Origin of the sequence: Pilimelia terevasa, assembly GCF_014647915.1 — a bacterium.
Taxonomy (GTDB): Bacteria; Actinomycetota; Actinomycetes; order Mycobacteriales; family Micromonosporaceae; genus Pilimelia; species Pilimelia terevasa.
On record NZ_BMQC01000001.1, the window covers coordinates 534,544 to 546,418 of the forward strand.

The following is an 11,875-nucleotide window of genomic DNA, read 5'->3' on the forward strand; positions in this document are numbered from 1 at the left end:
GACCGACGGCCGGGGAGTCCCCCGTGTCGGGTTCCGGCCGCGGTGGACGCGCGCCGCCGAACTCCGCCTACGATGGGGCCGTTGACAGGGTAGGGAGTGCAGAGCCGTGACGATCTTGGAAAAGCTCCTCAGTGCCGGTGAGGGCCGTATGCTGCGCCGGCTGAAAGCCGTCGCCACCGCGGTCAACTCGATCGAGGACGACTACACCGGCATGACGGACGGGGAGCTGCGGGAGCAGACCGACCAGTTCCGGTCCCGGTACGCCGACGGCGAGTCCCTGGACTCCCTCCTGCCCGAGGCGTTCGCGGTGGCCCGCGAGGCGGCCTCCCGGGTGCTCGGCCAGCGGCACTACGACGTGCAGGTCATGGGCGGCGCGGCCCTGCACTTCGGCAACATCGCCGAGATGAAGACCGGTGAGGGCAAGACCCTGACCTGCGTCCTGCCCGCGTACCTCAACGCGCTGTCCGGCGACGGGGTGCACGTCATCACCGTCAACGACTACCTGGCCAAGCGCGACGCGGAGTGGATGGGCCGGATCCACCAGTTCCTCGGCCTGTCGGTCGGCGTCATCCTGCCGAACCAGACGCCGGCCGAGCACCGCGCCGCGTACGAGTGCGACATCACGTACGGCACGAACAACGAGTTCGGCTTCGACTACCTGCGCGACAACATGGCGTGGTCGGCCGAGGACCTGGTCCAGCGCGCGCACAACTTCGCGATCGTCGACGAGGTCGACTCGATCCTCATCGACGAGGCCCGCACCCCGCTGATCATCTCCGGCCCGGCCGAGCACTCGGCCCGCTGGTACGGCGAGTTCGCCGCGGTCGTGAAGCGGCTGGAGCGCGGCGAGGCCGGCAAGGACGGCCAGCCGGGCACCGGCGACTACGAGGTCGACGAGGCCAAGCGCACCATCGCCGTCACCGAGCGCGGCGTCGCCAAGGTCGAGGACCGGCTCGGCATCGACAACCTGTACGAGTCGGTGAACACCCCGCTCGTGGGCTACCTGAACAACGCCATCAAGGCCAAGGAGCTCTACAAGAAGGACAAGGACTACATCGTCAGCGACGACGGCGAGGTCCTCATCGTCGACGAGTTCACCGGGCGCATCCTGCACGGCCGCCGGTACAACGAGGGCATGCACCAGGCCATCGAGGCCAAGGAGGGGGTGGAGATCAAGCAGGAGAACCAGACCCTGGCCACGATCACCCTCCAGAACTACTTCCGGCTGTACAGCAAGCTCTCGGGCATGACCGGCACCGCGCAGACCGAGGCCAGCGAGTTCAACAAGGTCTACGACGTCGGCGTCGTCAGCATCCCGACCCACCGCGACATGCAGCGCCTCGACCGCTCGGACGTCATCTACCGCACGGAGAAGGCCAAGTACGAGGCCGTCGTGGAGGACATCGCCGAGCGGCACGCCGAGGGACAGCCGGTGCTGGTCGGCACGGTGTCGGTGGAGAAGTCGGAGATCCTCAGCCAGCTCCTGCGCCGCCGCGGCGTCCAGCACAACGTCCTCAACGCCAAGTTCCACGCCCGCGAGGCCGAGATCATCGCCCAGGCCGGGCGGAAGGCGGCGGTCACCGTCGCCACGAACATGGCCGGCCGCGGTACCGACATCCTGCTCGGCGGCAACCCCGAGTACCTGGCCACCTCCGAGCTGCACCACCGGGGGATCAACGCCGAGGAGCACCCGGAGGAGTACGCCAAGGCGATGGAGGAGGTGCTGCCCCGGTTCAAGGAGCAGTGCCGCGCCGAGGCCGAGGAGGTCACCGACGCGGGCGGCCTGTACGTGCTGGGCACCGAGCGGCACGACTCGCGCCGGATCGACAACCAGCTCCGCGGCCGGTCCGGCCGGCAGGGCGACCCGGGCGAGTCCCGCTTCTACCTCTCCCTCCAGGACGAGCTGATGCGCCGGTTCCGCTCGGGCGCCGTCGAGGCGATCATGTCGCGGCTGAATGTGCCCGACGACGTCCCGATCGAGTCCAAGATGGTCTCCAAGCAGATCAAGAACGCGCAGACCCAGATCGAGGCGCAGAACGCCGAGATCCGCAAGAACGTCCTCAAGTACGACGAGGTCATGAACAAGCAGCGCGTCGTCATCTACAAGGAGCGCCGCCGGGTGCTCGACGGCGAGGACATGCACGCCCAGGTCCAGCCGATGGTCGACGACGTGGTCGAGGGGTACGTGCAGGGCGCCGTCGCCGACAAGTACCCCGAGGACTGGGACCTCGACCAGCTCTGGACGGCGCTGAAGCAGATCTACCCGGTCGGCGTGACGGTCGAGGAGCTGGAGGAGGAGACCGGCGACCGCGCCGCGATGGACGCCGACTTCCTCGTCGCCCGCCTCAAGACCGACGCCCAGGAGGCGTACGCGCGCCGCGAGGAGGAGCTGGGCCCCGAGGCGCTGCGCGAACTGGAGCGCCAGGTGCTGCTGTCGGTCATCGACCGCAAGTGGCGCGAGCACCTGTACGAGATGGACTACCTCCAGGAGGGCGTCGGCCTGCGCGCGTACGCCCAGCGCGACCCGGTGGTGGAGTACCAGCGCGAGGGCTTCGACATGTTCGCCCAGATGATGGAGGGCATCAAGGAGGAGGCCGTCGGCTTCCTGTTCAACCTTGAGGTCAAGGTCGAGGAGGCGCCGGCGATCTCCCTGGACCCGGAGCAGGCCGTGGACCTGGCGGAGGAGTCGCCCGTCGGGATCCAGGCCAAGGGCCTCGGCGCGGACCGCCGGCAGCCGCGCAACCTGCAGTACACCGCGCCGACGATCGACGGGGAGGCCGGCAGCGGAGCCCCGCAGATCGCCCGGCCGGCCCCGGCGCTGCTCGGCGGCGGCGAGGACGGCGCCGGTCCGGCGCGGGCCAGCGGCGGCGGCGGTCCGTCGCGCAACGCGCCCTGCTACTGCGGTTCGGGCAAGAAGTACAAGCGCTGCCACGGCGCCTCGGCGTAGTTCCGCCTGCGACCCACGCGGCCGGTACCCCTTTCCCGGGGTGCCGGCCGCAGTCGCTGTGGCGTCGGAGCCGCCGCCGTGGCGGCGGGTGCCTCGCGCGGGGTCGGGCGCCGAGGGGTGTACCGGCCGGGACTCCGCGCCCGCCGTCCGGCCGGTCCGGCGGGTGGATCACGGACTGGTGGCGGCGTCCCGCGGCGGGGTGGCGCCCACCAGGGTGGCTTCGGACGCCCGCCAGGCGCCCGCGTCGTACCGGAGCCGGAAGGCCAGCGACCGCGCGGCCCCCGAACGCAGGCGGAGCACCACCACGGCGTCGAGCACGCCCGCGCAGGGGCGGGACACGAGCGGCCGTCCCGCGGTGACCGTGGCCGCCGGCCTGCCCGCGGGACGCCGCCCCGCGCGCCCGCCCCCGGGGCGCCGGGCGGCGGCGAGGTCCCGCAGGTGGGCGCGGGCGTGCAGCGCGTCGGCCATGAGCTGCGCCAGGGCGGCGGGACAGGCCACCGGCCCGAGGTGCCCGACCGGCCGCCGCTCGTCGAGGATCTCGGCGTACCGCGCCGCGAACCGCCAGGCGGCCAGCCGCGCCCCGGCAGCACCGACATCGGCAGCACCGACATCGGCAGCACCGACATCGGCAGTACCGACATCGGCAGCACCGACATCGGCAGTACCGACACCGGCAGTACCGACACCGGCGTCGGCGGCCCCGGCGGCGCCCGTTCCGGAGAGGTCCGTGCGGGGACGCGGCGCCGCCGGTGCCCACGGCAGGCGGAGCTGCCCCGGCAGGGCGGGCGGCGCGTCGCACTCGTCGTCGTAGGGCGGTTCGGTGCGCGGCGTCGGCAGTACCCGGATGAGCGGCCCGGACCGCACCGGTGGATGGACAGCCGTCATGGCGCCCCCGTCAACCTCGGTGGAGTCGGCCTGGGGAGCCGCCGATCCCTGCGTTTACCTACGTTTGCCTTCGACAAGCTACCAACGCATGTCCATTTTGGTCAACGCCGACCGATCCGACCGGGACGGTGGGAGAGCGGGGCGGCTACTCGTCGGCGCCGAGCGGGTTGTCGCGCACCCAGCTCGCCGTCTCCACGTACTTGCGCGCGATGTACTCCTCCAACTGCGCGCGCTCGACCCGCCACTGGCCGCGTCCGCCGATCTTGATCGCGGGCAGCTCGCCGCTGCGCACCATGTGGTAGACCTGCGAGTCCGAGACGTTCAGCTCGGCGGCCACCTCGGCCAGCAGCAGGAACCTCGGCGTCATCGCCTCGCCCTCCCCGCTCCGCCCGACATCCCGCCGGGCGCGTCGCCCGGCGCCGCCGCCACCGGGCGACGGGACCACTAGTGTCGCACTGGGCCGGCGGTGCTCCCGCCGTCGGCCGTGCACGCGGCGCCCGTCCGGCCCCGCCCGAGGACACGAGGTGAGACATGGCGGCAGACCGGGTCCGCGTCTACCTGCCGGCGACCACGGCCACCCTGGCCGCCCTCCGCGACGGCGGCGAGCTGGCCGTGGCGGGGCTGCGCCCGCACGCGGTGACCCCGGCGCTGCGCGAGTGGTACGCCGAGGGCGACGAGGAGGAGCTGGAGTACGTCGCCTTCACCCGCGCGGCCCAGGCCGCCCTGCCGCTGCTGGCCGCCGCCCCGGGCACGCCCTGCCGGCGGGCCGTGGTCGCCGTCGACCTGCCGGCCGCGGCCGTGGACGCGCGCGGCCGGGACCTGGGCACCAGCGACGTCACCGTGTCGGCGCCGGTGCCGCTGGCGGCCGTGGCGGCGGTCCACCTGGACACCGAGGAGGCGGTCGCCGACGTGACGGCGGCCGTGGCGGCGCTCCCGGCGGCGGAGGCCGGCGACGAGGACGCGCGCTTCACGGTGGACGCCACCGAGGACCACGAGCTGGCGTGGTACGACCCCAGCGAACTGCCGCACCTGCCCTGACCGCGGTCGGGGTCAGGCGGGGTCGGGGTCAGCCGGGCCCGGCCGGGGGAGGGCCCGGCCGGCGCAGAGCAGGGCGGTGATCGCGCCGAGGAACAGCACCACGAGCGCGTTGTTCAGGCGGGAGCCGTCCAGCCAGCTCTGCAGGGTGGCGTCCGCGTCGCTGATCTGGCGGGTCATCGTCACCAGCGACGCCCCGCCGACCCGGACGATCACCTCGCCGAGCAGGAGGACCAGCCCCGGCGTGGCGCCGGCCAGCAGGTACCGCGACCAGTGCCCGGCCCGCCGCCCGAGCCAGCCGTAGGCCACCAGCCCCGCCACCACGCCGCTGAGCACCGCCGCCAGGATGGCGGACCGCCCCTCCGCGGTGATCCGCCCGGCCGCGTCGTCGCCGCCGCCGAGGAACCCCTGTACCGGCCCCTTCGCCAGGCTCAGCCCCCACCCGACGGCGAACGCCCCGAGCGCCGCCGCCACCCCGGCGGCCACCACCTCGGCGGCGCGCGGCCAGCCCCAGGCGCCGCCGACCGTCGCGGCGGCCGCGAGCGTGGCGGCCACCAGCGTGCGGTGCGGCGCGGTCGGCGCCGCGGCCAGGAACGCCGCCGCGGCCGCCGCGCCCACGCCGACCCCGGCGGCCAGCGCCACTGCGCACCGGGCGCCGGCGGCCCGCGCGGCGGGCGGGTCCCAGGCCCGCAGGGCGATCAGCGCCGCCGCCGCGCCCGCCACCAGCGCCGCCGCGACGACGCCGGGCAGCGCGTACGCCGCCGCCGTCAGCGCCACCGCCCCCGTCTCCCCGGCGATGGTGACGTGCGCGGAGAACGCCGTGCCGGCCAGCCACGCGACCGCGAGCGCGCCGAGTCCGGCCAGCGCCGCGCGGCGCCGCGTCGGCGGCGTCCTGGTCTGCTGCTGCACGCTGCTGAGCTGCTGCACGCTGCGGTCCTCCCGTGCTCGGTGTCCGGTGGATCCGGCCAGGCTACGTGGGTCCGGCGGCGGCCCGGCCGCACCCCGGCGCGGGGTCGGACGAACAGCCGGCAACCGGACGCGCGCGGACGATCCGGCCGGCGTGTCGCAGGCCCGGCCGGGCGGGCTACCAGGGCGTGGCCTGCATGGCAGGATGGAGGTCGTCGCCGCGTGAAGTCATAGGAGTATCTGAATGGACGCCGTCATTGCCGTGCCCGAACCGCGCAACGAGCCGGTGCGCGACTACGCGCCCGGCAGCGCGCAGCAGGCCAGCCTCGCCGCCCGACTGAGAACGCTCGCCAGCGAGCGGATCGACCTGCCGATGACGATCGCGGGCGCGCAGCGGATGGCCGGGGGCCACCGGATCGACGTCGTCCAGCCGCACCGGCACGCGCACGTCCTCGGCGTCACGGGCAACGCCACCGCCGCCGACGCGCAGGCCGCCGTCGCCGCGGCCAAGGAGGCCGCCCCGGCGTGGCGCCGGCTGTCGTTCGAGGACCGGGCCGCGATTTTCCTGCGGGCCGCGGACCTGCTCGCCGGTACCTGGCGGGACACGCTCAACGCCGCCACCATGCTCGGGCAGTCCAAGACATGCCTCCAGGCCGAGATCGACGCCGCCTGCGAGCTGATCGACTTCCTGCGGTTCAACGTCGCCTTCGGCCGCCGGCTGCTCGCCGAGCAGCCGCTGTCCTCGCCGGGCGTGTGGAACCAGTTCGACCACCGGCCGCTGGAGGGGTTCGTCTACGCGATCACCCCGTTCAACTTCACCGCCATCGCCGCGAACCTGCCCGCCGCCCCGGCCCTGCTGGGCAACACCGTCGTCTGGAAGCCGGGCGCGACGCAGCAGTTCTCCGCGCACTTCACGATGCGCCTGTTCGAGGCGGCCGGCCTGCCCCCGGGCGTGATCAACATGGTGACCGGCGACGGCATCGCCGTCTCCGACGTGGCGCTGGCCGACGCCGACCTGGCCGGCATCCACTTCACCGGTTCGACCCGGGTGTTCCAGCACCTGTGGAAGACGGTCGGGGAGAACATCTCCCGGTACCGCACCTATCCGCGCCTGGTCGGCGAGACCGGCGGCAAGGACTTCGTCTTCGCCCACGCCAGCGCCGACGCCGACGCGCTGCACACCGCACTGATCCGCGGCGCCTTCGAGTACCAGGGCCAGAAGTGCTCGGCCGCCTCCCGGGCGTACGTGCCGCGCTCGCTCTGGGAGGGCGGCCTGCGCGACCGGCTGGCCGCCACCGCCGAGAGCCTGACCTACGGCGACGTCGCCGATTTCGGCAACTTCGGCGGCGCGGTCATCGACGCCCGCTCGTTCGCCCGCAACTCCGACGCCCTGGACCGGATCCGCAAGTCGGCCGAGTGCACGGTCGTGGCCGGGGGGACCGCCGACGACAGCGAGGGCTGGTTCGTGCGGCCCACGGTCGTCGAGGGCACCGACCCGACGCACGAGATCTTCACGACCGAGTACTTCGGGCCGATCCTGGGCGTCCACGTCTACGACGACGCCCGCTGGCGCGAGACCCTGACCCAGGCGGAGTCGGCGGCGCCGTACGCGCTGACCGGTTCGATCTTCGCCACCGACCGGCAGATCGTCGCCGAGGCCAGCGAGTCCCTGCGCTTCGCGGCCGGCAACTTCTACATCAACGACAAGCCCACCGGCGCCGTGGTGGGGCAGCAGCCGTTCGGCGGCGGCCGCGCCTCCGGCACCAACGACAAAGCCGGCTCCTGGCACAACCTGGCCCGCTGGATCTCCCCCCGGACGATCAAGGAGACCTTCGCCGCGCCGACCGACCACCGCTACCCGCACATGGGCTGACCAGGCCGTAAACGGCGGCGCCCGGGTCCGGGCGCCGCCGTTTGTGATCTCTTTCTCACTGACCTCGGGGGCGGCCGACGGCGTAGCGTCACGGTCATGAGCACTGGTGAGAGCGGGTACGGCGGCGCCGCGAACGAGGGCCTGGTCGACTTCGGCGAGCAGGGCGGCCGGCTGACCTACGGCTCGTACCTGCGGGTGCGGGAGCTGCTGGACCAGCAGGTCCTGGAGTCGGACCCGGCGGCCCACGACGAGCTGCTGTTCATCACGATCCACCAGGTGTACGAGCTGTGGTTCAAGCTCATGCTGCACGAGCTGGACGACGCCCGCGACCGGATGCTGACCGGCGAGGCGTACCTGCCGCGGGTCCGCCTCGAACGGTGCCTGGTCATCCAGCGCACCCTCGTCGGCCAGGTCGACGTCATCGACACGATGACCCCGCAGGACTTCGTCGTGTTCCGGCACAAGCTGGCCCCGGCCTCCGGCTTCCAGTCGGCGCAGTTCCGGGAGATCGAGTTCCTGTCCGGGGCGAAGGATCCGGGGTACCTGCGCCGGTTCAAGGGCCTGTCCGAGGCCGAGCGGACCCGGCTGCGGCGCCGGCTGGAGGAGCCCAGCCTCTGGGACGGGTTCCTGGCGGTACTGGCGAAGGCGGGCTTCGCCGTGGACAGCGGGCAGGAGCGGATCGCGGCGTACACGGCGATCGCGGGCGACCGGGAGCGGTACGGCGCGCTGTGGGACCTGGCCGAGGCGATGGTGGCCCACGACCAGGCGTGCGCGCTCTGGCGGGCGCGGCACGTGGTGATGGCGGAGCGGCAGATCGGCATGAAGGCGGGCACCGGCGGCTCGGCCGGCGGCGACTACCTGCGCTCCCGCACCCCGATCCGCTTCTACCCGGAACTCTGGGAACTGCGCACCCACCTCTGACCCACCCACCTCAACCGTCGAACCCGGGCCCCGGGACCCGCGTGTCCCGCCGGCGGCCCGTCGGTTTCTGCCGGGCGGGCCGGCCTGAGCGACAGAAATCCACGGGCGAGGGGTCCGCTGTCGGTTAGGTGACTGCGGCAGGGGGCGCGGGGGTGCAGGGTGGGCGGACGTGGTGGTTGGTGGTGCCGCACGCGGCCCCCGGGGTGGGGACCTTCCCCGGGGGCCGCGTGCGCGGTGGGCGCGTGCGCGGCCGGTGCCGGCAGTGGCCCGCCCGGGCGGGGTGAGGGGTGGGGCCGGTGCGGGGACAGGCGGGCGGTTTCCGGGGCGGGCGGCCCGTGCGGGTGGGGGCGGCCGTGGCGGCGGGGGTACCGGCCGGGGTGCTGCGGGGCCCCCGGTGGCGGCGCCTGCTGCCGGGCGTGGCCATCGGGTCCGACGTACCGCTGGACTACCGCACCTGGTGCGAGGCGGCGGCGCTGGTCCTGCCGGCCGGCGGGGTGCTGGCGGAGTGGACCGCGGCGTTCCTGTGGGGCGCGGCCGAGCCGCCGCGGTCCGGCCGGGTGGCCGTCGCCGTACCGCCGGACCGGCGGTTGACCGCGCACGCCCGGCTGGCGGTCCGGCACTCCCCGGTGCCGGAGGCGGACCGCGCGACGTGCGCCGGCCTGCCCGTGACCACCCCGCTGCGGACGGCCTTCGACCTGGCCCGGCGGCTCCCGCTGGGGGACGCCGTGGCGACGTTGGACACGTTCACCCACCGCGCGCTCGTGTCCCTGCCCGCGCTGGCCGCGTACGCCGCCGCGCGGGCGGGCTGGCCGGGCCTGCCGGGCCTGCGGGCGGCGCTGGCGCTGGCGGAGCCGCTGGCCGAGTCTCCGATGGAGACCCGGCTGCGCCTGCTGCTGTGCCAGGCCGGGCTGCCGCGCCCGGTCGCCCAGCACGAGGTCCGGCACGGCGCGCTGCGCACCCGGCTGGACCTGGCGTACCCCGACCGGCGGCTGGGCCTGGAGTACGACGGCGGGCACCGCCGCGACCGCGCGACGTCCGCCCGGGACCTGCGCCGGGCCCACGCGCTGCACCTGGCCGGCTGGACGCTGCTGCGCTTCACCGCCCCGGACCTGCTGGCCCGTCCGGCGCGCACGCTGGCGACGGTCCGCGCCGCCCTGCTGGCCGACCCGGCGACGGGCCCGCCCGGCGCCGCCTGCGCGGACGACCCTGCTGTCCGAATCCCGGCGGAGCCGCGCCCGCGACCCCGGGTCACGCCCCGGGAGGCCGGCGCCGCCCCGCGGTACCAGACCCGACCGGCCCGCCGACCTCCGCGCCGCGGGATAATCGGACGAAATACCCCAAAGAGGTCCGTCTGTCATCCCTCAGGGGGCTGGTCCTACGGCGACTGTGGGGTGTTGACAGTCCTATGGGGAAAACGCCTAAAGGAAAAAATCGGATATCTTGGACCTTGTTCCTAAATTATGGCAATTTGGAGCCATGGCAGATTCTGTGATCAACCCGACCGCTGCGGCCCTGCTGGGCCTGCTGCACAGCGGTCCGATGACCGGCGGCCAGCTCATGGCCGAGGCCGAGCGCCGTCTCGGCCCGTACTGGTCGATGACCCGCAGCCAGGTGTACCGGGAGCTCCCGGTCCTGGCCGATCTCGGCTACGTCCGGCTCGGCAAGCCCGGGCCGCGCTCCTCCCAGCCCTACGCGATCACCGCGTCGGGCAAGCGGGCCTTCAGCAAGTGGCTCGGCGAGCAGCCCGGCCGGGACGCCCTGCGCAACCCGACGGCGCTGCGGGTGGCCTTCGCCGCCCAGCACAGCGCCAGTCAGCTCAAGCAGCTCAAGGAGGGCGCGCAGGAGTACCACACCGACGCCGTCAGCCGGGTCCGCGACCAGGCGAAGGAGGCCCGCAAGGGCGGCGACGAGCACGGCGCCGCGGCGCTGGAGTTCGCGGTGGCGTACCACAAGGCGGCGCTGTCCTGGCTCAAGACCGTCTAGTCCGCGCACCCGCCGGGCGGACCGGCGCCCGTGGCCCCGCTGTGGGCCGCGGCACGGGTCCGCCCGGGCGTGCCGGCGCGCAAGCCGGCTGCCGGTAGGCTGGTCGGCTGTGACCGCTGCTGACTTCGCCGACACGCTCAAGGCCCTGGACGCCACGATGCGCACCATCGAGGCCGTCCTGGACCTGGACAGCCTCCGCCGCGAGAAGGTGGCCCTGGAGGAGCAGGCCTCCGAGCCCGGCCTGTGGGACGACCAGGCGCGCGCCCAGGAGGTCACCTCCAAGCTCTCGTACGTCAACGGCGAGATCGGCCGGCTGGCGGGGCTGCGCGGGCGGCTGGACGACGCCGCGATCCTGCTGGAGCTGGCGGAGGACGCGGGCGACGCCGGCTCGCTGGACGAGGTCGCCGCCGAGCTGGCGTCGCTGGGCAAGGCCATCGAGGAGATGGAGGTCCGCACCCTGCTCTCCGGCGAGTACGACTCCCGGGAGGCGCTGGTGGCCATCCGGGCGGGCGCCGGGGGCGTCGACGCCGCGGACTTCGCCGAGATGCTGATGCGGATGTACCTGCGCTGGGCCGAGCGCCACGGCTACGCCACCGAGGTCTTCGAGACCTCCTACGCCGAGGAGGCCGGCCTGAAGTCGGCGACCTTCGCGGTGAAGGCGCCGTACGCGTACGGGACGCTGAGCGTGGAGTCCGGTACGCACCGGCTGGTGCGGATCAGCCCGTTCGACAACCAGGGGCGCCGGCAGACCAGCTTCGCCGGGGTCGAGGTCCTGCCCGTGGTCGCGCAGACCGACCACATCGACATCCCGGAGAACGAGATCCGGGTGGACGTGTACCGCTCGTCCGGCCCGGGCGGCCAGTCGGTCAACACGACCGACTCCGCGGTCCGGTTGACCCACGTGCCCACGGGCATCGTGGTCACCTGCCAGAACGAGAAGTCGCAGCTCCAGAACAAGGCCAGCGCCATGCGGGTCCTCCAGGCCCGGCTGCTGGAGCGCAAGCGCCAGGAGGAGCAGGCCCGGATGGAGGGCCTGAAGGCGGACGCGGCCGGCTCGTGGGGCGACCAGATGCGCTCGTACGTCATGCACCCCTACCAGATGGTCAAGGACCTGCGGACCGAGCACGAGACGGGCAACCCCAGCGGGGTCCTCGACGGGGACCTCGACGGGTTCATCGAGGCGGGCATCCGCTGGCGCAAGCAGCGCCAGATCGCCGGCTCCTGATCAGCCCATTGGCGCGGCGGGATCACCCTGTGTGCCGAACATGTCGGTCACCCCACGCATAAGCGTCGATTGGTCGCCGCCGGACTTGGCGTTCGCGTGA

At 73.8% G+C, this 11,875-nt stretch carries 10 protein-coding genes; 7 read left to right on the forward strand and 3 right to left on the reverse strand.

What is annotated here, in order from left to right:
* Nucleotides 1–106 precede the first annotated feature (106 nt).
* The gene (gene secA, locus IEY75_RS02570; protein WP_189112494.1) at nt 107–2,947 is read left to right on the forward strand and encodes a preprotein translocase subunit SecA; all 2,841 of its coding nucleotides are present in this window, start codon (nt 107–109) and stop codon (nt 2,945–2,947) included.
* Between the two features lie 168 nt (nt 2,948–3,115).
* Here the strand turns inward: secA and IEY75_RS02575 are convergent, their stop codons facing one another.
* Nucleotides 3,116–3,832, reverse strand: a complete 717-nt coding sequence (locus IEY75_RS02575; RefSeq protein WP_189112495.1) for an Rv3235 family protein — start codon at nt 3,830–3,832, stop codon at nt 3,116–3,118.
* A 145-nt stretch (nt 3,833–3,977) separates the two neighbouring features.
* Nucleotides 3,978–4,199 carry a helix-turn-helix transcriptional regulator gene (locus IEY75_RS02580; protein ID WP_189112496.1) on the reverse strand — a complete coding sequence of 74 codons (222 nt, stop codon included), beginning with the start codon at nt 4,197–4,199 and terminating at the stop codon, nt 3,978–3,980.
* A 164-nt stretch (nt 4,200–4,363) separates the two neighbouring features.
* Between IEY75_RS02580 and IEY75_RS02585 the strand changes: the two genes are divergently transcribed.
* Nucleotides 4,364–4,870, forward strand: coding sequence for a DUF6912 family protein (locus tag IEY75_RS02585; protein ID WP_189112497.1), 507 nt, complete (start codon nt 4,364–4,366; stop codon nt 4,868–4,870).
* Between the two features lie 12 nt (nt 4,871–4,882).
* Here IEY75_RS02585 and IEY75_RS02590 read toward each other — a convergent pair whose 3' ends face one another.
* Nucleotides 4,883–5,794: a hypothetical protein gene (locus IEY75_RS02590; protein WP_189112498.1), complete on the reverse strand. Its 912-nt coding sequence runs from the start codon at nt 5,792–5,794 to the stop codon at nt 4,883–4,885.
* A 223-nt stretch (nt 5,795–6,017) separates the two neighbouring features.
* On the opposite strand from IEY75_RS02590, the gene pruA reads away from it, so the two are divergent.
* The 5 genes from pruA (at nt 6,018) to prfB (ending at nt 11,775) form a co-directional block, all read left to right on the forward strand.
* On the forward strand, nt 6,018–7,646 hold the full coding sequence (gene pruA, locus IEY75_RS02595) for an L-glutamate gamma-semialdehyde dehydrogenase (RefSeq protein ID WP_189112499.1): 1,629 nt from the start codon (nt 6,018–6,020) through the stop codon (nt 7,644–7,646).
* Between the two features lie 96 nt (nt 7,647–7,742).
* Nucleotides 7,743–8,567 carry a tryptophan 2,3-dioxygenase gene (locus tag IEY75_RS02600; protein ID WP_189112500.1) on the forward strand — a complete coding sequence of 275 codons (825 nt, stop codon included), beginning with the start codon at nt 7,743–7,745 and terminating at the stop codon, nt 8,565–8,567.
* A gap of 296 nt (nt 8,568–8,863) precedes the next feature.
* Entirely contained in the window at nt 8,864–10,024 is a 1,161-nt protein-coding gene (locus IEY75_RS02605; RefSeq protein WP_189112501.1) for an endonuclease domain-containing protein, read from the forward strand.
* Nucleotides 10,025–10,043: 19 nt separating this feature from the next.
* Nucleotides 10,044–10,550 carry a PadR family transcriptional regulator gene (locus IEY75_RS02610; RefSeq protein ID WP_189112502.1) on the forward strand — a complete coding sequence of 169 codons (507 nt, stop codon included), beginning with the start codon at nt 10,044–10,046 and terminating at the stop codon, nt 10,548–10,550.
* A 109-nt stretch (nt 10,551–10,659) separates the two neighbouring features.
* Entirely contained in the window at nt 10,660–11,775 is a 1,116-nt protein-coding gene (gene prfB / locus IEY75_RS02615) for a peptide chain release factor 2 (RefSeq protein WP_189112503.1), read from the forward strand.
* The last annotated feature ends 100 nt before the right edge of the window (nt 11,776–11,875 follow it).